Here is a 21,868-nt window from a genome sequence, read left to right on the forward strand (position 1 = left end):
CAGCCGATTCCGCCGACACCGCGCGGTCCCCCCGCCCCTGCCCGATCATGGGACGGAGGTGAACCGATGATCGAAGTGCTTCTGCTGCTCGTCGCCCTGCTGCTCTGCGTCGCCTGCGGCGCGTTCGTCGCGGCGGAGTTCTCCCTGACCACGGTGGAGCGCGGCGAGCTCGAACGGGCCGTCGAGCGGGGCGACCGGGGCGCCGCGAGCGCGCTCAAGGCCGTCCGGAGCCTCACCTTCCAGCTCTCGGGGGCCCAGCTCGGCATCACCGTCACCAATCTGGTGATCGGCATGCTCTCCGAATCCTCCATCGCCAAGCTGATCCGCGGCCCCGTCGAAGCGGCGGGGCTGCCTCCCGCCGCGGCGTCCACCCTGGCGCTCGTCCTCGGTACGGCGATTTCCACGGTGGTGCTGATGGTGGTCGGCGAACTGGTCCCGAAGAACTGGGCGATCTCCTCCCCGCTGGCCGTGGCCAAGGCGGTGGCGACACCGCAACGAGGGTTCACCGCGTTGTTCCGGCCCTTCATCAGCCACCTCAACAACACGGCCAACCGGATCGTGCGCCGCTTCGGCCTGGAACCGACCGAGGAGCTGGCCTCCGCCCGCAGCCCGCAGGAGCTGGTCGCGCTGGCCCGGCACTCCGCGAAGGCAGGCGCACTGGAAGCGGACACGGCCGAACTGTTCGTCCGCACGCTGAACCTCTCGGAACTGACCGCGGAGAACGTGATGACGCCGCGGGTACAGGTGACCGCGCTGGAGCTGCACGCGACGGCCGAGGACGTCGCCAACGCGACGCGGGCGACCGGCCTGTCCCGCTTCCCCGTCTACCGGGGCAGCCTGGACACCGTGGTCGGCGTGGCCCACATCAAGGACGTACTGGCGATCCCCGCCGACCGGCGGCCCCGCACCCGGGTATCGGAACTGCTGCGCGAGCCCCTGCTCGTGCCGGAGACGCTCACCGTGGACCGGCTGCTGGACCGGTTGTCCGGAAGGCTCGCCATGGCCGTGGTGATCGACGAGTACGGCGGTACGGCCGGGGTCGCGACGCTGGAGGACATCGTGGAGGAAGTCGTCGGCGAGGTCCGGGACGAGCACGATCCGCACGAGACGCCGGACCTCGCCGCCGCCGGTGAGGACGCCGACGGGCGGACCCTGTGGTCGGCCGACGGGGCGGCGCGCACCGACCAGCTCCACAGGATCGGTCTGCGGGTGCCGGACGGGCCCTACGAGACGCTCGCGGGGCTGATCGCCGCAGAGATCGGACGGATCCCGACCGTGGACGACAGCGTCGAGCTGGAGGGGTGGCGGATCGACGTGGTCGACGCCTCGGGCCGCCGTGCCGCGCGGGCCATGCTGCACGCCCCGCTGCCGGGGACCGAGGACCGGACGGAGGACCAACGGTGATCGTTCTCCAGCTCTTCATCGGCCTGCTGACCCTCGTGGCCAACGCCTTCTTCGTGGGCGCCGAATTCGCCCTGATCTCCGTGCGCCGCAGCCAGATCGAGCCGGAGGCCGAGGCCGGGAACCGGCGGGCCCGCAGTGTCATCTGGGGCCTGGAACACGTCTCCGCGCTGCTCGCCGCCGCCCAGCTCGGCATCACGCTCTGCACCCTGGTGCTGGGCATCGTGGCCGAACCGGCCATCGCGCATCTGCTGGAACCGGCCTTCGACGCGGTGGGGGTGCCGCACGGGCTGGTCCACCCGCTGTCGTTCGTCATCGCGCTGAGCGTGGCGACCTATCTGCACATGCTCCTGGGCGAGATGGTGCCGAAGAACATCGCGCTGGCCGAACCGGCGCGGAGCGCCCTGCTGCTGGGCCCCCCACTGGTGGCGATGGCCCGTGCCCTGCGGCCGGTGATCTTCGCGATCAACGCGTTCGCCAACACCCTGCTCAAGCTGTTGCGGGTGGAGACGAAGGACGAGGTCTCCGCGACGTTCTCGGACGACGAACTGGCCCGGCTGGTCCAGGACGCCGGGGACGCCGGACTGGTCGACGACCGCTCCGCGCAACGCCTCCACCACGCTCTGGAGCTGGGCCGCCGGCCGGTACGGGACGTGGTCATGCCGGTCGACCGGGTGCTGTACGCCAGGGTCGGCACCACTCCGGAGGAGCTGGAGCGGCTCTCTTCCGAGTCCGGGTTCTCCCGCTTCCCGGTGATGGACAGCGAGCAGCGCATCCTCGGCTACCTCCATGTGAAGGACGCCCTGGACGCGACGCCCCGGGACGTCCCCTTCCCGGTGACGGCGATGCGGCCGATCGCCCGCGTCCGGGCGGAGACTCCGCTGGACGACGTGCTCACCGCCCTGCGGCGCAGCCGGACCCATCTGGCGGCCGTTCTCGACGAGGACGACCGGCTGGCCGGCATGGTCACGATGGAGGACGTGCTCCGCGAACTCGTCGGCCGGAGGGGGTCCCGCTGACCTGCTGGCCCCGCGGTCTACCGACCGGTAGGATCGTCGGGCCATGGAATTGAATGCCTCCTACACCAGTCTCGTCGCGGTCGGCGACTCGTTCACCGAGGGCATGTCGGACCTGCTCCCCGGCGGCACGTACCGGGGCTGGGCCGACGTCCTCGCCGCCAGGCTCGCGGTCCGGTCCCCCGGTTTCCGGTACGCCAACCTCGCCGTACGCGGGAAGCTCATCGGCCAGATCGTCGACGAGCAGGTGGAGGCGGCGGCCTCGCTCCGGGCCGATGTGGTCACCCTCGTCGGCGGGCTCAACGACACCCTGCGCCCGAAGTGCGACATGGGGATGGTCAGGGGGCGGCTCGAAGAGGCCGTGGAGCGTCTCGCACCGACCTGCAAACAGCTGGTGCTGATGCGCAGCCCCGGGCGGAGCGGGCCGGTGTTCGACCGGTTCCGCCCCCGGGTGGAGGCGCTGTTCGCCCTGATCGACGATCTGGCCGGGCAGCACGGCGCCGCGGTGGTGGATCTCTACTCCGCGCCCTCGATCGCCGATCCCCGGATGTGGGACGTCGACCGGCTGCATCTCACCACCGAAGGCCACCGGCGCGTCGCCGAGGCCGTCTGGCAGACCCTGGGGCTGCCTGCCGAACTGGACTGGCGTGCACGGATGCCCGCGACCGCGCCGCCTCGCTGGGCGGCCCGGCGGACGGAGGACATCCGCTTCGCCCGTCAGCACCTGGCCCCCTGGATCGGGCGGCGGCTCACCGGCCGCTCCTCCGGCGACGGCCGCTCGGGCGCCCAGTTCGACGCCACGACGGGCCGGGCCTTCTGGATCACGCCGTCGGACGCGGAGAACCCGGGCCCGGTGACGGGGTGGCGCCGCGTCGTCTCCCCCGACACCGCGGCGGGTATCGCGGAGACCGACTGAACCGGTCGCCCGGGTCGGCGCCCTCCCCCGCTCCTTCGTAGCAAGCCACAAACCGGGGCGCGTCGCTGGCCTGCACAAACCGCCAGTAGAATCCCTCTACGTGACTGCTGTGTCTGCGAAGCCTCGCATCCCCAATGTCCTGGCCGGCCGCTACGCCTCCGCGGAGCTCGCCGTCCTCTGGTCCCCCGAGCAGAAGGTGAAGCTGGAGCGTCAGCTGTGGCTGGCGGTGCTGCGCGCTCAGAAGGACCTCGGGATCGAGGTGCCCGACGCGGCGCTGGCCGACTACGAGCGTGTGCTGGACCAGGTGGACCTGGCCTCGATCGCCGAGCGCGAGAAGATCACCCGGCATGACGTGAAGGCCCGGATCGAGGAGTTCAACGCCCTCGCCGGTCATGAGCAGGTCCACAAGGGCATGACCTCCCGGGACCTGACGGAGAACGTCGAGCAGCTTCAGATCCGCCTTTCGCTGGAGCTGATGCGCGACCGCACCGTGGCCGTACTGGCCCGGCTCGGCAAGCTCGCCGCGGAGTACCGCGAGCTCGTCATCGCCGGACGCTCCCACAATGTCGCCGCGCAGGCGACGACGCTGGGCAAGCGCTTCGCGACCGCGGCCGACGAGATGCTGGTGGCCCACGGCCGCCTGGAGGACCTCCTCTCCCGCTACCCGCTGCGCGGGATCAAGGGCCCGGTCGGCACGGCGCAGGACATGCTGGACCTGCTCGGCGGCGACGCGGGCAAGCTGGCCGATCTGGAACAGCGCATCGCCGGGCACCTCGGCTTCGCCGAGGCGTTCACCTCGGTCGGTCAGGTCTACCCGCGATCGCTCGACTACGACGTGGTCACCGCTCTGGTGCAGCTCGCCGCGGCGCCTTCCTCGGTGGCGAAGACCATCCGGCTGATGGCCGGCCACGAGCTGGTGACCGAGGGCTTCAAGCCCGGCCAGGTCGGCTCGTCCGCGATGCCGCACAAGATGAACACACGCTCCTGCGAGCGGGTGAACGGTCTGATGGTGATCCTGCGCGGCTACGCCTCGATGACCGGTGAGCTGGCGGGCGACCAGTGGAACGAGGGCGACGTGTCCTGTTCCGTGGTCCGCCGGGTGGCGCTCCCGGACGCGTTCTTCGCGTTCGACGGCCTCCTGGAGACCTTCCTGACGGTGCTCGACGAGTTCGGCGCGTTCCCCGCGGTCGTGGCGCGCGAGCTGGACCGCTACCTTCCGTTCCTGGCCACCACCAAGGTCCTGATGGGCGCCGTGCGGGCCGGGGTGGGCCGCGAGGTCGCGCACGAGGCGATCAAGGAGAACGCGGTCGCCTCCGCCCTCGCGATGCGGGAGCAGGGCGCCGAGCGCAACGAGCTGCTCGACAAGCTCGCCGCGGACGAGCGGATCCCGCTGGACCGCGCGCAGCTGGACGAGCTGATGGCCGACAAGCTCTCGTTCACGGGTGCCGCCGGCGATCAGGTGTCGTCCTTGGTCGCCCGGATCGAGGAGATCACCAAGCAGTACCCCGAGGCCGCGAACTACACCCCCGGCTCGATCCTCTGACCGGCACCGCCCTCACCGCGTGACCCCCGAAGAGCTGAGCGCCGCCCGCGACCGTATCGTCCCCGATGTGGTCGCGGGCGGTCTGCGCGTGCTCTTCTGCGGTATCAACCCGAGCCTGATGACCGCGGCGACGGGCCATCATTTCGCTCACCCCGGGAACCGGTTCTGGCCGGTCCTGCACCGCTCGGGTTTCACGCCCCGGCAGCTGCGTCCGTCGGAGCAGGCCGAGTTGCTCGGGCTCGGACTCGGCATCACCAACGTGGTGGCGCGGGCCACGGCGCGGGCCGACGAGCTCGGCGCGGAGGAGTTCCGGGAGGGTGGGGCCGCACTGACGGCGAAGGTCGGACTGCTCGCGCCACAGTGGCTCGCGGTGGTCGGCATCACCGCCTACCGCACCGCCTTCGGGGAGCCCCGGGCCCGGATCGGCCCCCAGGACCGCATGGTCGGCGGCGCCCATGTGTGGGCTCTCCCCAACCCCAGCGGCCTCAACGCCCACTGGACGGTCCAGAGCATGGCCGACGAGTACGCCCGCCTCCGGGACGCCGTCCTCACCCGGCCCCCGACCGACCGGCCTGCTCCCGGCCCCGACTCGGCCCACTGAGCCGCTCAGGCCGGCGCCCCTCGCCAGGGCTCACGCGTCCCGTTCGCGGACCGCCCACCAGCCCGCCAGGAGCGCTGCCGCGGCCCATGCGGCGGTCACCGCCAGGCCGGTCCACGGCCCCGGGCCGTCTTCCGGATTCTGCTGCAGCACCGCCTGCCCCGCACGATCGGGCAGATACCGCACCACCGCGGTGGCGACGTCCACGAGCACGAAGGGGACGATAAGGAAGAGCGGTATGAGCAGGCTGAGCACCGCCACCGCGCTGCGTAGGAGCGCCGTGAGGCCCGCCGCGAGCAGCGCCATCAGCGCAAGGTAGATGGCCCCGCCGAAGGCGGCACGCAGCGCACCCGGGCGCCCCAGGCCGATCGCGTGCTCCCCCAGGAGGAGCTGACCGACCAGAAACGTCGTGAAGGTGGTCACCAGCCCGACGACGAGCGCCGACCCGCCGATCGTCGCCATCTTCGCCGCGTAGAAGAGGGAGCGGCGGGGAACCGCTGCAAGCGATATGCGCAGGGCCCCGTTGAAGAACTCCGAGGAGACCGCGGTCGCGCCGAACGCGATGGCCGCGATCTGCCCGAAGTTCAGGGCGAAGAAGGCGTTGAGGAGCGCATCCGATCCGGCCTGCGCCGCTTGCTCCTGGCCAGAGGTCCCCATGATGAGCACGGTGATGGTGAGGGTGGTGGCGAGGACGGCCATCAGCGAGCCGTAGATCGACCGTATCGACCTGATCTTGATCCACTCGGAATGGAGTACTGCCGTCAAGGTCATGGTCACGTCTCCTGGCGGTCGCGGGTGGTCAAAGCGGCGAAGGGGGTGTCGTCCGCCGTGAGGTCGAGGTAGGCCTGCTCCAATGTGGCGCGCTCATCACCCAGTTCGAGCAGGGGAATGCCTTCGCCGGCGGCGATCGCACCGATCTCCGCCGCCGTGACGCCGTCGATCGCCCAACGGCCGTCATCGGCCTGTACTCCGGTCAGGCCCTTGGAAGCCAGTGCCGACCGGAGTCGGCCCGGTTCGGTCGTGCGCAGGCGTACGCGGGGAGTGCTGCGGGAGTCGAGGAACTGCTTCATCGACATATCGGCGAGCAGGCGGCCCCGTCCGAGCACCACCAGGTGGTCGGCGAAGGAGGCGGTCTCGTTCATGAGGTGGCTGGAGACCAGCACCGTCCGGCCCTCGCGGGCGAGCCGCTTCATGAGTTCGCGGATCCAGATGATGCCTTCGGGATCCAGCCCGTTCGACGGCTCGTCGAGCATGACCACGTGCGGGTCGCCGAGCAGGGCGACCGCGATGCCGAGACGCTGGCGCATGCCGAGGGAGAAGGACTTGATCCGTCGTGCACCCACGTCGCCGAGCCCGGTCTCCTCCAGCACGGCCTTCACCCGTGACATGGGTATCCCGTTGCTCGCGGCGAGTACGGCCACATGGCTGCGGGCTGTGCGTGAGCCGTGGGCGGCCTGGGCGTCGAGCAGAGCGCCGACGGTGCGCAGCGGTTCGGTGAGCCGGGCGTAGGGCCTCCCGCCGATCGTGGCCGAGCCGCCGGTCGGCCGGTCCAGGCCGAGGACGAGACGCATGGCCGTGGACTTGCCGGCGCCGTTGGGGCCGAGGAATCCGGTGACCCTGCCCGGTTGCACGCGAAAGCTGAGGCGGTCCACCGCACGGGTGGTTCCGTACTCCTTGGTGAGCTCGTGGACGTCGATGCTGGTCATGTCCTCAAGCCTGGCGTCTGCGCCGGGCGGCCCGCCTCCCCCGTCGGCGGGGAACGTCTCCCTCTCATGGGGGAGCCGGTGCGCCCGGTCCGCTGGGACGATGAGGACATGCGCCGCATCCTCACCCCGCTGACCAGCGCGGTCACTTACAGCCGCTGGTTGCACATGTTCATTCCGGCCGCCGCGGCCAGTGTGTGGTTCTTCATCTCCGACGAGTTCTGGATGCCCCTGCTCTTCGCGGTGCCCGTGGGCCTCATTCCCGCCATGCGGCTCGAGGAGGGCCTGCAGGCGCAGTTGCTGCTGACTCCGTCCGAGCGCGGGCAGCCCGACGCCTCCATCGCGGTGGCGTCCTCGGCGAGTTGGGCGGAGCGGTGGCGGACCGTGCTCTGGCTGGAGGTGCGGCTCCTGATCTCGGCCGCGGCGATCATGGCCCTCTGGCTGCCCGTCGCTTCGATCGAGCTCGTCCTGTCAGCGACGGGCAGGCCTCCGGGCGGGCTGGTCGAGGGCTTGAGCCCGCACTGGTGGAACGCGCTGCTCGCACCGCTGCCGATCGTTCCGCTGCTTGCTCTGGTGGTGCTCGGGGGCCGGCTCAGCACAGCGGCCGCCCGGTGGCTGCTGGGTCCGTCGCCGACGGACCGGCTGAGTGTGCTGGAGGAGCTGACGGAGCAGCTGTTGGAGCGCAATCGCATGGCGCGGGAGCTGCACGATTCCATCGGCCATGCGCTGACGGTGGCGGTGGTGCAGGCCGGTGCGGCGCGGACGGCGAACGACCCGGCGTTCACGGAGCGGGCGCTGACCGCCATCGAGGAGACGGGGCGCGATGCGCTGGAGGATCTGGAGCGGGTGCTGCGGGTGCTGCGTGAATCCGGCACCCCCGTGAGCCGGCGGCCGACGCTGGGAGAGGCGGAGCGGCTGCTGGACTCCGCGAGGAGTTCCGGGGCGAAGGTGGATGCGCGGGTGTCCGGGGATCTCGGTCTGGTCCCGGCGCCGGTTTCGCGGGAGGGGTATCGGATTCTGCAGGAGAGCCTCACCAATGTGCTCCGTCATGCGGGGCCGGTCCCCATCCGGGTGAGCATCACGGTGGCCGACGGGCGGCTGGAGCTGGAGGTGGTGAATCCGCTCTCCGGGGCGGCCGGCCTGCCGGGGAGCGGCAGTGGGCTGCGCGGTATGCGGGAGCGTGCCGCGCTGCTGGGCGGGAAGGCCCGGATGGAGTCGCGGGAGGGCGAGTGGCAGGTGCGCGTGGGCCTTCCTCTGGACGGCATACGCTGGTCGGATGCCATTCACCGTTCTTCTGGTCGATGACGAGCCTCTGGTGCGCGCCGGTCTGCGTGCCGTGCTGGAGGCCCAGCCCGATATCGAGGTGGTGGGTGAGGCGGGGGACGGCGCCGCGGTGATTCCCCTGGTGAACCGGTTGCGGCCCGATGTGGTGGCGATGGATGTGCGGATGCCGCTGATGGACGGCATCGAGGCGACCCGGCTGGTGCTGCGTACGGTGCCGGATCCCCCGAAGATCCTGGTGGTGACGACGTTCGAGAACGACGAGTACGTGTACGAGGCGTTGAGGGCGGGTGCGGACGGCTTTCTGCTCAAGCGCGCCAGGCCGGCGGAGATCGTGCACGCCGTGCGGCTGGTGGCCGAGGGGGAATCCCTGCTGTTCCCGGCGGCGGTCAGGCAGCTCGCCGCCGAGTACGGAACGGACAAAGCACGGGCCGCCCTCGACCGGGCGGCGCTCACCGACCGGGAGGCGGCGGTGCTCCGGTTGATGGCCCGAGGCCTGTCGAACGCGGAGATCGCGGCCACCCTCGTCGTGGGGACGGAGACGGTGAAGTCCCATGTCAGCTCGGTCCTGGCGAAGTTGGGGGCCAGGGATCGCACCCAGGCGGTCATCGCCGCGTATGAGTCCGGGTTCGTCGCTCCGGGGTGACCGAGGTTGCGGCTCGATACCGGCTTCCCTCGCTGGTCGCAGGGCTCCCGGCCAGCGAGTACGATCCGGCTGACATGCGCACGAGCTGGGAGGACATACCGTGGGCCGGCTGACCGGTGGGGACCCGTCGCTGTTGCGACGGATCAATTCCGCGGTAGTACTGCACGCCCTGAGAGGGGCCGGCGCGCCGACGCTGACGGACCTGACGCGGATCACGGGGCTGTCCCGGCCGACGGTCGAAGGCGTCGTCGAGGGGCTGTTCGAAGCGGGTCTCGTGGTCGAGGCCCTGCCCGACGAGAGCGAGGCGCGGCGTCAGGGGCGCCCTGCCCGGAGGTTCCGTTTCCGGGCCGAGGCGGGGCACCTGCTCGGGGTGGAGATCGGTCCGCATCGGGTGTCGGCGCTCATCTCGGGGCTCGACGGCCGGATCGTCGGGGCGGGCTCCCGCGCGGTGTCGGAGACCGCCGGCGCGGACGACCGGCTCGACCAGGTCCGGGCCGTCATCGCGGACGTACTGCGACGCACCGGGGTGGCCCGGAGCAGTCTGCGTGCGGTCGGTGTGGGCAGTCCCGGGATCGTGGAGGCCGACGGCACCGTGCGGCTGGGTACGGCGTTGCCGGACTGGACCGGCCTCGCGCTCGGGGAGCGGCTTCGCCGTTCGTTCCGCTGCCCCGTCCTCGTCGAGAACGACGCCAACGCCGCCGCGGTGGCCGAGCACTGGAAGGGCGCGGCCACCGAGTCCGACGACGTGGTCTTCGTGCTGGCAGGGCTGAGCCCCGGAGCGGGGTCCTTGATCGGCGGGCGTCTGCACCGGGGGTTCGGCGGCGCCGCCGGGGAGATCGGCGCTCTCCACCTGCTGGGCAGGGACGTGACGCCGGAGCATCTGCTGTCGACGACGGACACTCCGCTGGACCCGCTGGACGAGCTTGCGGTGGCCGCGGTGTTCGCCAAGGCCCGGGAGGGCGATGCGGGTGCCCAGGCCGCGGTCGAGCGATTCCTTCAGCGGCTGGTGCACGATGTGGCGGCGCTGGTGCTGGCGCTCGACCCGGAGCTGGTCGTGGTCGGTGGCTGGGCCGCCGGACTGGACGGGGTGCTGGAGCCGCTGCGCAGGGAGCTGGCCCGCTACTGTCTGCGCCCGCCCCGGGTGACCCTGTCGCTGCTCGGAGAGGCCGCCGTGGCGACGGGGGCCTTGCGGCTCGCCCTGGACCACGTCGAGGAGCAGCTGTTCGCCGTCGAGGGAGCCGTGACGGCCCGCCGCTGACCGCGGTGGGGTCCGGCACACGGACCGCGTGCGCGGGGGGTGGATCGCCGACGCTTTCCCCGGGGCCGGATCGGGCGGGAGACGCGCGCGCCCGCCGCTTCCCTGGACCGAGGTCCTCGAGAAATGGCGGGCGTGGGGCCCGAGCGGGTCGGAGGCGTCAGGAGGCCTGGCGCTCCGGCTGCTCGTCGTGGCTGATCTCCAGCGCGCCGGAGTCCCCGAAGGTGAGCCGGCAGGTGTCCGCGCGGTAGGTGGCGACGGACACGGCCGCCGTACCGTCCGCGGTGAAGTAGCGGGTGGTGACGACGAGGACGGGGGCGCCGGGGAGCCGGTCCAGTTCCTTGGCGTCGTCCGCCCGCGCCGAGCCGAGCTCCACCGAGCGGTCCTGGCCCTGCAGGCCGAGCCGGTGCAGCTCGCGCAGCACGCTCCGGGCGCGGACGGCGCCGGACGGGGCTTCGATGGCGGAGAGGTCGGGCACCGAGGAGGCGGGGATGTAGAGGAGTTCCGCCGCTACCGCCTGCCCCTGGGTGTCGCGGATACGGCGCACCACGTGCACCGGTTCGGCGGGGTCCGCTTCGAGCATGACGGCAACCGCCGCCGGGGCCTTGCCCATGGTGCTGTCGACCGGCTGCCAGGCCTCGCCGCTGACACCGCCCGTCCATTCGTGCTGGGCGGTGGAGACGGCGATACCGACGCGCGGCGGGGCGACGGTCGTCCCGACGCCACGGCGGCGCTGCAGTCTTCCTTCGAGTTCGAGCTGCTCCAGGGCCTGCCGGAGCGTGGCTCGGGCGACACCGAACCGCGCCGCGAGGTCCCGCTCGTTGGGCAGGATCTCCCCCACCGCAAAGTCCGAGTCGAGTGCCTCACTGAGCACGGTCTTGAGGTGCCAGTACTTCGGCTCCTGTACCGATTCCAGCTGCGTGGTCCCCACCCTGTCCTCCGCAATCGCCCAGCGTCTTTTTCCGCGACGTTATTTATTAAAGGTTCCTGTCTTAAGTGGAGACCCTAGGACGGCATACCCCCTTGGTCAAGACCAATCCTTATTCGTAACGGAACGAAACGGGACTCTGGCGCAGAGCGTTCACACGACGTTCGTGGTGCCGTGAGGCGAGCGCAGCACAAAGCCCCGCCCATCAGCGCTGATGGCGGGGCTCTGACCAGGCCTGCGGCGGGCCTGTGGGGCACTGGGGGCCGAGGTGGCGGGTGGTGCTTCTGGCTATACGGCGGGCAGCCCGGAAAGCTTGTCCGGATTGCGAATGATATAGGCGCATTGAATAACACCTTGGCCGACTTCGATCTGGAAGACGGTGTCGGCCTTGCCTCCGACGAAGTAGACGGCGGCGGGCCCGCCGTTGAGCTCCATGATGCGGATCTCCCTGTCCGGGCCGAGACTCCCCGCCACCGCGAAGAGGAAGCGGCCGACCTTGTCGGCGGTCTCGATGATCCGCCGCGGCGCCTTCGCCTTGCCACCACTGTCGCTGACCAGCCGGACGTCCGGGGCCAGCAGCGCGAGCAGCTGCTCGATGCCGCCTCCGGAGGCGGCGGCCAGGAAGCGTTCGGTGAGATCGCGGCGCTCGGCCGGGTTCACGTCGTAACGCGGCTTGCGCTCCTCCACATGCCGCCTGGCACGGCCGGCGAGCTGGCGGACGGCGTCCTCGGTGCGGTCCAGGGCGTTGGCGATCTCGGCGTACGGGAACCCGAAGGCCTCCCTGAGCACGAACACCGCGCGCTCCAGCGGCGAGAGCGATTCGAGGACGACCAGCACCGCGAGCGACACGGAATCGGCGAGGACGGCGCGCTCCGCGGTGTCGGGCACCGCGGGGCCGAATTCCGTGACCATCGGCTCCGGCAACCAGGGTCCGGTGTACGACTCCCGGCGTGACTGCAGGTGCCGGAGCCGGTCGATGGCCAGCCGGGTGGTGATCCGCACCAGGAAGGCCCTCGGCTCCCGAACGTCCTCGCGCGCCGCCGCCGACCACCTCAGCCACGCCTCCTGGACCACGTCCTCGGCGTCGGCGATGCGGCCGAGCATGCGATAGGCGACACCGGTGAGAACGGGCCGGTGTTCTTCGAAGAGCTCGGTCGCGGTGTCGACGGTCATCGGTCCATCCCAGCCCACCGGTCACGTGCTGTCCAGCGGGAATCGCCGAGCCCCTTGAACTACAAGCTACCCGGCGGTAATTGTTGTTGACGAGACGTCTACCCATCCCAGGGAGCAGCAGCATGACCACCACGGTCTCCTTCACCGTCGCAACGGCCGACGGTCCCCGTCCGGTCCGGGTCGCGTACGAACGGACCGGCTCGGGCGAACCGTTGCTGCTCCTGCACGGCATCGGCCACCATCTGAGGGCCTGGGACCCGGTGACACGGATCCTGGCCGCCGAGCGTGAGGTCATAGCCGTGGACCTGCCCGGCTTCGGCACCTCGCCCGCGCTGCCGGACGGAGTTCCCTACGACCTCGCGACCGTCGGCCGGGTGCTCGGAGCCTTCTGTGCCGAACTCGGCCTGGACCGCCCGCATGTGGCCGGGAACTCGCTGGGCGGCCTGCTGGCACTGGAGCTGGGCCGCACCGAGCTGGTGCGGTCGGTGACCGCGCTGTCCCCGGCGGGCTTCTGGACCGAGGCGGAACGGCGCTACGCCTTCGGCACCCTGCGGACGATGCGCCGGAGCGCACTGGCCCTGCCGGTGCCGCTGATCGAGCGCCTGTCGCGCAGCGCGGCCGGCCGGGCTGCCCTCACGAGCACCATCTACGCCCGCCCCGGCAGGCGTTCACCGGAGGCCGTCGTCGCCGAGACGCTCGCCCTGCGTGGAGCGACCGGCTTTCACCAGACGCTGGAGGCCGGCCGGGGCCTGCTCTTCGGCGATGACGTGAAGGGCGTCCCCGTCGCCGTCGCCTGGGGCACCCGCGACCGGATACTCCTGCGCAGGCAGGGTGTCCGCGCCAAGCGGGTGATCCCCGACGCCCGGCTCGTGCGGCTGCCCGGGTGCGGGCACGTCCCGATGAACGACGACCCGGCGCTCGTGGCCCGCGTCATTCTGGACACCAGCCGCTGAGCCGGCCCGTCGGGGCGCCGGCGCCCCGACGGGGAGTCGCGCTCCGGCGGCCCCGCGCCGCCCGAAGACGCCGGAACCGTACGCCACACCCGCACCGACCAGGAGACTCCCCACGCCCTGTGCGGGGCCGTACGTCCCGGCTCCGACCAGAGGTGCGGTCAGGGCGGCGGAGACCGGGATGAAGCCGGAGAAGAGCGTGGCGCGTTCGGCTCCGATGCGCTGCATCCCGCTGTACCAGCAGACGAATCCGATCACGGTGACGACGGCGGCCTGCCACAGCAGGGCCGCCGCCTCGCCGCCCGTCGGGATGCGCAGGAACGATCCGCCGTCGATCAGCAGACCGAGCAGCGCCGACTCGACGGCCGCGACGCCGCAGACCGTCGCGGAGAGCAGTTTCGGTCCGAGCGGCCGGAGCACAGGGACAGCGAGGACCGCGAAGCCCACCTCGCCCGCGAGCGCGCCCACCGAGAACAGCACGCCCGCCAGGTCGGTGCGCCCCCAGCCCTGAACGGTGAACGCCCCGACGGCGACGAGTCCGGCCGCGTACAGCGTGACGCGGGACGGCCGGCGGCCCCCCAGCAGCGGGACGAGCACGCCGACCACGATCGGCGCACAGCCCACGAAGACGCCGGGAACAGCTGGTTCCGCCGACTGCTCGGCAGCCAGGACCGCCAGGTTGAACCCGACCATGCCCACGGCGGCGAGCAACGCGAGCCGCCCCCACTGGCGGCGGGTGAGACGACGGAGCCGCGCCGTCGTGGAGTCGGGGTCGCGCCGCAGCAACGGGACGAGCAGGAGCGCGGCGAGACCGTAGCGAAGGGCCTGGCCGCCCGCGAACGGGTAGTCGCCGAGGACGCTGTTGGCCGTGAAGGATGCCCCCACCAGCACGCACGCGAGGGCCGCGAGGAGAGCCCCGCGCAGAGAGGTTGCGTTCATGGGGCCGACGCTAGGGTCGGCGACGGACCCGTTTAAGGTCCACTTCCATGACGTCTTCGGGGACCAATTCGCATCGTCCGTCGGCGGAATCCCTCTCTCCGGCGTGGGAGTTGCTGCTGCCGGCCGCTGCCGCGCCGGCGCGCGGACGGGGGCGCGCACTCCGGTCCGCACTGCGGGAAGCGGTCCGCTCCGGCCGCCTCGCGGCCGGTACGAGGCTGCCGTCGAGCCGTGAGCTCGCGGCTGATCTGGGCGTCTCGCGCGGGCTGGTCACCGAGGCGTACGAGCAGCTCACCGCGGAGAGCTATCTGCGTAGCGGGCAGGGCGCGGGTACCTGGGTGAACGAGGGTGTACGCGCGGCCGAGCGCCCGGTACGCGACCGCGCGCCGGGCGCGGCGGGCGCACTGGTGGACTTCCGGCCCGGCACCCCCGACCTGTCCCTCTTCCCGCGCAGCGCGTGGAGTGCCGCCCAGCGGACGGTGTTCGGCCGGCTGCCGCACGGCGCGCTCGGCTACCCCGATCCGCGCGGGCTGCCGGAGCTGCGTGAGGCCCTGGCCGGACTGCTCGCCCGGCGCCGGGGCGTGGTGGCCGATCCGGAGCGGCTCGTGGTCTGCTCGGGAGTGGCCCAGGCGACCACCCTGCTCGGCTTCGTACTCCGGGACGAGGGCGTGACCTCGGTCGGGGTGGAGGATCCGGGCAGCCCGGAGCACGCCTCGCTGTTCGCCGCGACCGGTCTGGGCACGGTCCCCCTGCCCCTCGACGACGACGGCCTCGCGCTCGCACCCCTGAGACGCTCCGGCGTACGCGCGGTGGTGACCACGCCCGCGCACCAGTTCCCCACCGGAATCGGGTACTCCGCGCAGCGCCGCGGCGAACTGCTCGACTGGGCGCGGACCGCGGACGCCGTGATCATGGAGGACGACTACGACGGGGACTTCCGGTACGACCGGGCGCCGGTGGGCGCCTTGCAGGGACTGGATCCCGAGCGGGTCGTGTACACCGGTTCCGTGAGCAAGTCACTGGCTCCCGGCCTGCGGCTCGGCTGGCTGGTCGCCCCCGCCGCGCTCACCGAGCGGATCGTCGCCCGCAAACGGACCATGGATCTGGGCAACCCGGTGATCGACCAGGCGGTCCTGGCCGACTTCGTCGTGCGCGGCGGCTACGACCGGCAGTTGCGACGCTGCCAGCGGGCCTACCGGGAACGCCGGGACGCCCTGGTGGCCGCGCTCGACGAGCACTTCCCCGGCGCGACGGTCAGCGGCATCGCGGCGGGCCTGCACATCATCGCCCGACTGCCTGCGCGGTACGGCCCCGAGGACGTCTTCCTGGAGCGGGCGGCCGGGGCGGGCATCGCGCTGCGGCCGCTGCGCGACTGCGGAACGGCCGGCTCCGAGGACGGCACCCTGCCCCTCGTCCTGGGCTACGCCCATCTCGCCCCCGGCGACATCGCCCGGGGGATCGCCGCGCTGGCGGCCGCGCGGCGTTCCGGCCGGCCCGTCACCGGCTGACCGGCTCCGTTCACCCGGGGTTGGGGCTCCGGCCGCCGCAAGGCACTAGGCATGGGTGGAGACCGGCGCCGGTCCACGGCCTTCTCGCGAACGGCGCACCACCCGCCCACCTCCCTGGAGGCGCTTCGATGTCCTACCGTCCGCGGATTCCCTCGCCCGGCCGTCGTGCCGTCCTGCGCGGCTCGCTGATCGCCCCTGCGGCGGTCGTCCTCTCCCCCGCGACCTCTTCGGCGGCGCCCGCCCTGCACCTGGCGGGGCGGCCCGAAGCGTCCTGGGGTGTGCAGGTGGGCAGCGTGACCGCCTCGTCGGCGCTCCTGTGGGTGCGCTCGGACCGGCCGGCCCGGATGCTGGTGGAGACCTCGGCGACCGAGTCGTTCCGGCGGGTGCGCAGGTGGTACGGGCCGTCGATCGGCCCCGGGACGGACTTCACCGGCACCACACCGCTGTACGGCCTGCCCGCGGGCGAGCAGGTGCACTATCGCGTGACGCTCGCCGATCCGGCCGATCCGCGCCGCACCGGCAGGCCCGTGTACGGGACCTTCCGCACCGCTCCGGCCCGGCGACGCTCCGGGGTGCGGTTCCTGTGGTCGGGCGATATCGCGGGGCAGGGCTGGGGCATCAACCCGGACATCGGCGGCTACCGGGTGTACGAGGAGATGCGCCGCCTGGACCCGGACTTCTTCCTGTGCAGCGGCGACAGCATCTACGCGGACGGTCCACTGGCGCCGAGCGTGACGCTGCCGGACGGCCGGATCTGGCGCAATGTCATGACCGAGGAGAAGGCGAAGGTCGCCGAGACGCTGGACGAGTACCGGGGCAACTTCCGCTACAACCTGCTCGACCGGAACGTCCGCCGCTTCAACGCGCAGGTGCCGTCCGTCGTGCAGTGGGACGACCACGAGGTGCGCAACAACTGGTATCCCGGCCAGATCCTCGACGACGCGCGTTACACCGAGAAGAACGTGGACATCCTCGCGGCGCGCTCCGTGCGCGCCTTCCACGAGTACGTGCCGCTCGCGCCCTCGTACGGTTCCGGGCGGCGTTCGCGGATGTACCGGGTCGTCCACCACGGGCCGCTGCTCGACGTGTTCGTGCTCGACATGCGTTCGCACCGCAACGCCAACTCCCCGGGCCGGCAGGCCGACGACACGACGGGCATCCTCGGCGAGGAGCAGGCGCGGTGGCTGAAGCGCTCGCTGGCCGCCTCCCGGGCGGAGTGGAAGGTGATCGCCGCCGACATGCCGCTCGGCCTCGTGGTGCCGGACGGCGCGACGGACTTCGAAGCGGTGGCGCAGGGCGATCCCGGGGCCCCGCTCGGACGGGAACTCCAGATCGCCGAACTGCTCCGGTTCATCAAGCACCGCAGGATCACCGGCACCGTGTGGCTGACGGCCGACGTCCACTACACCTCGGCCCAGCACTACGCGCCGGAGCGGGCGGCGTTCAAGGACTTCGCCCCGTTCTGGGAGTTCGTGTCGGGCCCGCTGGCGGCGGGCGGCTTCCCGGCCAACGCGCTGGACGACACCTTCGGCCCGGACCGGGTCTTCGTGCGGGCTCCCGACCGTGCCAACGTCTCGCCGATGGAGTCCCCGCAGTACTTCGGCGAGGTGGAGATCGACGGCGACAGTGCGGAGCTGACGGTGCGTCTGCGGGCCGAGGGGGGAGCCGTGCTGTTCACCAAGGTGCTCCGGCCGGGCCGCGTCGGGCAGTGAACCAAGGCTGCCGTGGGGCCCGTTGTCAGTGGTGGGTCCTACGCTTTTTTTCATGACCCGATCCGTTCAGGCCTTGGCCTACGCACGCCCGTCCTCCCTGGAGTCCTCGCAGGTGGGGCCGTCCCTCGGTCTGGAGACCTCGGGGGGCCTCACCCCGCGCGGAGCGGAGGCGCACCCTCGGTTCTTCGCGGGCTTCCTCTCCGATCCGCGGATAGCGGCACGCGGGCTGCTGGCGGTCGCGGACGTGGCCGCCGCCCGCTACTACCAGCGCACGCTGCCCGCCTCCCTGGACCCGGTGGTGACGGGCAACGGCGACCGGCTGCGCTTTGAGTCGTTCTCCGGCTGCTGCGGGGTGTACGCACGCCTCGACGTGCTCCAGGAAGGCCTGGACGGCCGGGAGACCGGCCACGGAACGACGAACGTGGACGTGAACCCTCCGCTGCGGGAGGCGCTTTCGCGGATCACGGCGGATGATCCGCTGCATCTGCGGGTGGGGCCCGAGGAGATGGCGGTGACCACGCTCGACGGTCCGGTGGTGGAGAAGAAGGTGCCGCTGCCCGACCGGTGGCTGCGCGGTTTCGCCGAGGCTCAGGTCGCCTCGGCCCGGTTCGATCTGCGGGCCGAGCTGACGGCGGCGCAGGCGGTGGCGTTCCTGCGTTCACTGCCCCGCTCCCCGTCCTCGGGCCGAGCGGCACATGGCGCCCGGTGGGTGGTGGCGTCGGGCGGGTCCCTGCGCCCGACGACCCGGCCGGTCCCGGGCGCGGTGTGCCTGCCGGGCCCGGAGCGGCTGGTGGCGTTGCAGCGGGTCCTGCGCGACGCGACGGCCCTGCGGGTGTACGGGCCGGTGGCCGACGGCGCGGCGGCGGCGAGTGCCTGGGAGGTGGTGCTGCCGGGGATGCGGCTCACGCTGACGCTCTCCCCCGACTCCTCGCGGGGATTCTCGGGCGAGGGCGGCGTCCTGGAGGCGCTGGCCACGGACGACGCGGCGGCCGATGCCGAGCTGGTGTCCGTGCTGCTCGCCTGGGAGCCCCGGATCGAACCGGCGTCACTGGCCGAGCAGTCGGGGCTGGGCGTGGAGCGGGTGCGGGCCGCGCTGACCCGGCTCGGCACGGCGGGCCGGGTCGGCTACGACCTGGCGGACGCCGCGTACTTCCACCGGGAGCTGCCGTACGACGCGGACCGGGCGGAGCGGCACAACCCGCGTCTCGTGGCCGCCCGCAGGCTGGTCGGTGAGGGCGCGGTGTCCCTCGACGGCGCGCGGGCGACGGTCGCCTCCGGGGACCGCCGCTACCAGGTGCGTGAGAGCGGTTCCGCGTTCACCTGCACCTGCCAGTGGTGGGCGGACTACCGGGGGCGGCGGGGGCCCTGCAAACACGCGCTCGCGGTGCGCATGGTCCGCCGGGGTGCGACGGTCGCCGGAGGCGTGCGATGAACGAGCTGCTCACCGCCGTCCGCGCGGGGCGTCACCACGACGTACCGCCGCTGGTGCTCGGTCTGGACCTGCCCGGACGCCGCGCCGCCCTCGCCGAGCTGAAGGAGTTGCGCAAGGAGGTGCGGAGCTGGGACTGGCAGCGGCGGGACAAGATCCGCAAGGCGCTGCTGGTGGCCGGCGCGGGCTGTCACACCGGCGCGGCGGGGTGTGCCTCCTGGATCGGGGGCCGTGATCTGCGCGACTGGACCCGCTCGCCCTATCCGCTGATCCTCGCTTCGCTCAAGGACCGCGATCCGGCGTGGCTGGGCGATCTCGCCCTCCGGTTCGCGGGGCGCGCGGCCCTCTCCGACGCGGAGTACACCTTCGTCGGCGAGCTGACCCGGATCGCCCAGGTCCCGCTCCCCGTCACGGACAACCTGGTCGTGGGCTGGACGGAGCTGGTCAGCGCGGCTCGTTGGCGCGGCCGGGCCCGGCGCCCGCTGACCGACATCCTGCGCGAGGATCCGCACTCCCCCGAGCTGGCGGCCCGGCTGTTCGAGATGCCGGAGCTGCCGCCGCAGGTCGATTTCTACGACGCGCCGGACTCGCAGGACCACTGGCCCGGGGCGCTGTGCGCACTGGTCGAGGACGGGTTGCTGGACCGGGCACACCTGGTGGAGCGGTGCGTGATCCGCCTGATGCGCGGTGGCAGGTCCGTCGATCAGCGGTTCTTCCTGGCCGTTCTCCTGCGGTTGGGGACGACGGAGGAAGAGGAGGACCGGCATCTGCGGGACTGGACGGCGATGGCGGCGGACGGGATCACGCCGGTCGCCTCGTACGCCCAGCAGGTGCTCGTGCGGCTCGACGCGCGGGGCGTGTTGTCCACCCGGGAGCTGGCGGACGTGTCGGGCGCCGTGCTCTTCCGTCAGGAGAAGAAGCTGGTACGCGCCCAGCTGACCCTGCTGGGCAAGGTGCTGCGCCGGGACGCCTCGACGGCGGGCGAGCTTCTTCCGGCGGTCGCCGAGGCGTTCGGCCATGAGGGCATCGACGTCCAGGAGCGGGCCCTGAAGCTGGTCGCGCGGTATCTCCCCGCGGTCGCCGGCCCGGAGGTGCGGGAGGAGCTGGCCTCCGCCGCCGCGCGGCTGGGTCCTCTGCACCGGGAGACGGTCACCGCCCTGTTCGGCGATCTCGTGGAGGCGGAAGCGGCCGAGGCGTACGAGGAGTTCCTGCCGCCCGCGCCGGTGCTGCGGCGTCACGATCCCGCACCGGAGACCGTGGCGGAGCTCGTCGAGGAGGTGGCCGCCCGGGTGAAGTCGCATGCGTCGGAACGTTGGATCCCCTCCTCGGGCGTCGCGGCCCCCTCGACCGGGGACACCCACTTCGAGCGCACGCTCGACGGGCTCGTCCGGCTGGCCCGGACCCACCGGGAGGAGCTGACGGAAGCCCTGCGGGAGGCGCTGGCCGGTGTGTACTTCGTCGAGCACGGCCTGGGCCCGTACATGGTCGACCCGCGCTCCATCTCGACCTCGCACGGGACCTCCGTGGTAGTCGCCTCGCTGCTGGGCCTGGTGTCCGACCGGGACAGGGTCGCGTGGCGGGCGAAGACCACCGTCCCGGGGCCGGGCGCCTGTGCCCACACCGCGCTGAACGGGGTGCTGCTGGACCGGGCGTGGGAGGCCGCGGAGGCGATAGCCGCCGGGGAGACGCCGTTCCTGCTGGCCACGCCGACCTGGCACACCGGGGCGATCGAGGCGGCCGAGCTCGTCGAACGGCTGCGGATCTACCGGGAGTCGGGCGCCCGTCCCGGCCCCGCCGACTTCGCCCAGGCCCTGCTGCGGGTCCGCCGGGGCGGCCCCGGGGCGGCGGACGTCGCTGCGGCGGCCGAGGCGCTGGGCACCGGCGAGGGCGACCGGCTGGCCGCCTGGATCCGTGCCGACGAGCCGGTGGCCCCGGTGCTGCGGCATCCGGCGACCGCCGTCTCCCGTCCTTCGGCGGGCAATTGGTGGCAGCGGACGACGAGCGGGGCCCGTCAGGTGCTGTTGGCGACGCGGGAGCGGACGGTGATCCGGCACGAGTTCCCGGAGTCCTTCCACTGGCTGGGCCGGGCGCAGCTCCCCCGGGCCCAGGAGTGCTACCACTGGGGACCCGAGCGGTCCTCGCACTGGACGGCCACCCTGCCCGAGGATCCGGAGGCGCTGGCCGCCTGGTTGATGCCGGACCTGCTGTTCGCCGCCGACCAGGGGCAGCGGGGAGCGGTCGGGTTCCTGCCGGCCCTGGCGGAGAGTGCGGGCGAGGTGGGCGGGGCGACGCATCTCGCGCTGGCCTACGGTCTCGGCGCACGGCACCCGGAGGACCGGACGGCGGCGGTGGACGCCCTGCTCGTGCTGGCGGCGGGGGGCCGGCTGGACGGTGCCTCGCTCGGGCGGGAGCTGGCCATCCTGGTCGACCGCGACCTGGTGAAGGTGAACCGCACGGCCGACGCGCTCGGCACGGCGGCCGCCACCGGCGCGTATCGGACGGTGCTGACCGTGCTGGCCGCGATGCTGCCCGGTCTCCTGGCGTACGAGAAGACGCCGCGGGGGCTCGGCGACCTGCTGTCCGTGGCGGCCGAGTGCGCCGAACGCTGCGGTACGGGCGGGATCCCGGCGATAGCGGGGCTCGCGGCGACGGCGGGGCGCAAGGGCTCCTCCCAGACGGTCCGCCAGGCAGCCCGGCTGCTCGCCACGTTCCCGGCCGGGGCGGAGGGTTCCCTTCCAGAAGCTCCCGAGGGCTTCGATGCCCCGGCGGCCGGCGAAGCCCTCGCACCGGACCGGAAGGATCAAGGAGCGGCCGGTCTCGGAATCTGACCGAAAACGACGATAGGCGACCAGATCAACACGTAACCCATCAGT

17 protein-coding genes and 1 pseudogene are annotated in these 21,868 nt (G+C 72.4%); 13 read left to right on the plus strand and 5 right to left on the minus strand.

The features are described 5' to 3' along the window. The first annotated feature begins 66 nt into the window (after positions 1 to 66). The 5 genes from IE272_RS20130 to mug all read left to right on the plus strand — a co-directional run bounded on the left by IE272_RS20130 (position 67) and on the right by mug (position 5,477). Positions 67 to 1,404 (plus strand): hemolysin family protein, encoded by a 1,338-nt coding sequence (locus tag IE272_RS20130; RefSeq protein WP_056699589.1) that lies wholly within the window; start codon positions 67 to 69, stop codon positions 1,402 to 1,404. Beyond that, positions 1,401 to 2,420: a hemolysin family protein gene (locus tag IE272_RS20135; RefSeq protein ID WP_190007412.1), complete on the plus strand. Its 1,020-nt coding sequence runs from the start codon at positions 1,401 to 1,403 to the stop codon at positions 2,418 to 2,420. The genes IE272_RS20130 and IE272_RS20135 overlap by 4 nt, the downstream gene beginning before the upstream one ends. 43 nt (positions 2,421 to 2,463) lie before the next feature. Beyond that, positions 2,464 to 3,333 carry an SGNH/GDSL hydrolase family protein gene (locus IE272_RS20140; RefSeq protein WP_057661518.1) on the plus strand — a complete coding sequence of 290 codons (870 nt, stop codon included), beginning with the start codon at positions 2,464 to 2,466 and terminating at the stop codon, positions 3,331 to 3,333. A gap of 100 nt (positions 3,334 to 3,433) precedes the next feature. Next, complete coding sequence (gene purB, locus IE272_RS20145; protein WP_032792862.1) at positions 3,434 to 4,876, plus strand: adenylosuccinate lyase; 1,443 nt, start codon at positions 3,434 to 3,436, stop codon at positions 4,874 to 4,876. Positions 4,877 to 4,895: 19 nt separating this feature from the next. Next, complete coding sequence (gene mug, locus IE272_RS20150; RefSeq protein ID WP_098891331.1) at positions 4,896 to 5,477, plus strand: G/U mismatch-specific DNA glycosylase; 582 nt, start codon at positions 4,896 to 4,898, stop codon at positions 5,475 to 5,477. A gap of 30 nt (positions 5,478 to 5,507) precedes the next feature. Here mug and IE272_RS20155 read toward each other — a convergent pair whose 3' ends face one another. After that, positions 5,508 to 6,245, minus strand: a complete 738-nt coding sequence (locus IE272_RS20155) for an ABC transporter permease (protein ID WP_190007444.1) — start codon at positions 6,243 to 6,245, stop codon at positions 5,508 to 5,510. Positions 6,246 to 6,247: 2 nt separating this feature from the next. Beyond that, positions 6,248 to 7,180: an ABC transporter ATP-binding protein gene (locus IE272_RS20160; protein ID WP_190007413.1), complete on the minus strand. Its 933-nt coding sequence runs from the start codon at positions 7,178 to 7,180 to the stop codon at positions 6,248 to 6,250. A 108-nt stretch (positions 7,181 to 7,288) separates the two neighbouring features. Here IE272_RS20160 and IE272_RS20165 point away from each other — a divergent pair, with 108 nt between their 5' ends. The 3 genes from IE272_RS20165 to IE272_RS20175 all read left to right on the plus strand — a co-directional run bounded on the left by IE272_RS20165 (position 7,289) and on the right by IE272_RS20175 (position 10,362). Then, entirely contained in the window at positions 7,289 to 8,482 is a 1,194-nt protein-coding gene (locus IE272_RS20165) for a sensor histidine kinase (RefSeq protein ID WP_190007414.1), read from the plus strand. Further along, the gene (locus tag IE272_RS20170; protein WP_047175546.1) at positions 8,454 to 9,104 is read left to right on the plus strand and encodes a response regulator transcription factor; all 651 of its coding nucleotides are present in this window, start codon (positions 8,454 to 8,456) and stop codon (positions 9,102 to 9,104) included. Before IE272_RS20165 ends, IE272_RS20170 begins: the two co-directional genes overlap by 29 nt. Positions 9,105 to 9,204: 100 nt before the next feature. Then, positions 9,205 to 10,362 carry an ROK family protein gene (locus IE272_RS20175; RefSeq protein WP_050357683.1) on the plus strand — a complete coding sequence of 386 codons (1,158 nt, stop codon included), beginning with the start codon at positions 9,205 to 9,207 and terminating at the stop codon, positions 10,360 to 10,362. 157 nt (positions 10,363 to 10,519) lie between these two features. Here the strand turns inward: IE272_RS20175 and IE272_RS20180 are convergent, their stop codons facing one another. After that, on the minus strand, positions 10,520 to 11,290 hold the full coding sequence (locus tag IE272_RS20180) for a GntR family transcriptional regulator (RefSeq protein WP_050357684.1): 771 nt from the start codon (positions 11,288 to 11,290) through the stop codon (positions 10,520 to 10,522). A gap of 285 nt (positions 11,291 to 11,575) precedes the next feature. Then, positions 11,576 to 12,460 (minus strand): RNA polymerase sigma factor SigJ, encoded by an 885-nt coding sequence (sigJ, locus tag IE272_RS20185; protein WP_050357685.1) that lies wholly within the window; start codon positions 12,458 to 12,460, stop codon positions 11,576 to 11,578. A 122-nt stretch (positions 12,461 to 12,582) separates the two neighbouring features. Between sigJ and IE272_RS20190 the strand changes: the two genes are divergently transcribed. Then, complete coding sequence (locus IE272_RS20190) at positions 12,583 to 13,413, plus strand: alpha/beta fold hydrolase (RefSeq protein ID WP_050357686.1); 831 nt, start codon at positions 12,583 to 12,585, stop codon at positions 13,411 to 13,413. Between the two features lie 522 nt (positions 13,414 to 13,935). On the opposite strand, the pseudogene IE272_RS39430 reads toward IE272_RS20190, so the two are convergent. Next, positions 13,936 to 14,349, minus strand: a pseudogene (locus IE272_RS39430) (EamA family transporter); the annotation flags it as partial. A gap of 47 nt (positions 14,350 to 14,396) precedes the next feature. On the opposite strand from IE272_RS39430, the gene pdxR reads away from it, so the two are divergent. The 4 genes from pdxR (at position 14,397) to IE272_RS20215 (ending at position 21,823) form a co-directional block, all read left to right on the plus strand. Next, complete coding sequence (pdxR, locus tag IE272_RS20200; protein WP_190007415.1) at positions 14,397 to 15,854, plus strand: MocR-like pyridoxine biosynthesis transcription factor PdxR; 1,458 nt, start codon at positions 14,397 to 14,399, stop codon at positions 15,852 to 15,854. Between the two features lie 128 nt (positions 15,855 to 15,982). Then, a complete protein-coding gene (locus tag IE272_RS20205) occupies positions 15,983 to 17,566 on the plus strand; it encodes an alkaline phosphatase D family protein (RefSeq protein ID WP_057661530.1) in 1,584 nt (527 codons plus the stop codon). Between the two features lie 52 nt (positions 17,567 to 17,618). Then, entirely contained in the window at positions 17,619 to 18,998 is a 1,380-nt protein-coding gene (locus IE272_RS20210; RefSeq protein ID WP_050357699.1) for an SWIM zinc finger family protein, read from the plus strand. After that, a complete protein-coding gene (locus IE272_RS20215; RefSeq protein ID WP_190007416.1) occupies positions 18,995 to 21,823 on the plus strand; it encodes a DUF7825 domain-containing protein in 2,829 nt (942 codons plus the stop codon). The genes IE272_RS20210 and IE272_RS20215 overlap by 4 nt, the downstream gene beginning before the upstream one ends. Positions 21,824 to 21,868 lie beyond the last annotated feature (45 nt).

It is taken from the genome of Streptomyces anulatus (assembly GCF_014650675.1).
Classification (GTDB): domain Bacteria; phylum Actinomycetota; class Actinomycetes; order Streptomycetales; family Streptomycetaceae; genus Streptomyces; species Streptomyces anulatus.

Excerpts from the sequence above, each read along its gene's own strand:
- IE272_RS20130 (WP_056699589.1), top strand. The coding sequence starts at position 67 with ATGATCGAAGTGCTTCTGCTGCTCGTCGCCCTGCTGCTCTGCGTCGCC.
- IE272_RS20140 (WP_057661518.1), top strand. The coding sequence starts at position 2,464 with ATGGAATTGAATGCCTCCTACACCAGTCTCGTCGCGGTCGGCGACTCG.
- IE272_RS20155 (WP_190007444.1), bottom strand. The coding sequence starts at position 6,245 with ATGACCTTGACGGCAGTACTCCATTCCGAGTGGATCAAGATCAGGTCG.
- IE272_RS20160 (WP_190007413.1), bottom strand. The coding sequence starts at position 7,180 with ATGACCAGCATCGACGTCCACGAGCTCACCAAGGAGTACGGAACCACC.
- IE272_RS20165 (WP_190007414.1), top strand. The coding sequence starts at position 7,289 with ATGCGCCGCATCCTCACCCCGCTGACCAGCGCGGTCACTTACAGCCGC.
- IE272_RS20170 (WP_047175546.1), top strand. The coding sequence starts at position 8,454 with ATGCCATTCACCGTTCTTCTGGTCGATGACGAGCCTCTGGTGCGCGCC.
- sigJ (WP_050357685.1), bottom strand. The coding sequence starts at position 12,460 with ATGACCGTCGACACCGCGACCGAGCTCTTCGAAGAACACCGGCCCGTT.
- IE272_RS20190 (WP_050357686.1), top strand. The coding sequence starts at position 12,583 with ATGACCACCACGGTCTCCTTCACCGTCGCAACGGCCGACGGTCCCCGT.
- pdxR (WP_190007415.1), top strand. The coding sequence starts at position 14,397 with ATGACGTCTTCGGGGACCAATTCGCATCGTCCGTCGGCGGAATCCCTC.
- IE272_RS20205 (WP_057661530.1), top strand. The coding sequence starts at position 15,983 with ATGTCCTACCGTCCGCGGATTCCCTCGCCCGGCCGTCGTGCCGTCCTG.
- IE272_RS20210 (WP_050357699.1), top strand. The coding sequence starts at position 17,619 with ATGACCCGATCCGTTCAGGCCTTGGCCTACGCACGCCCGTCCTCCCTG.
- IE272_RS20215 (WP_190007416.1), top strand. The coding sequence starts at position 18,995 with ATGAACGAGCTGCTCACCGCCGTCCGCGCGGGGCGTCACCACGACGTA.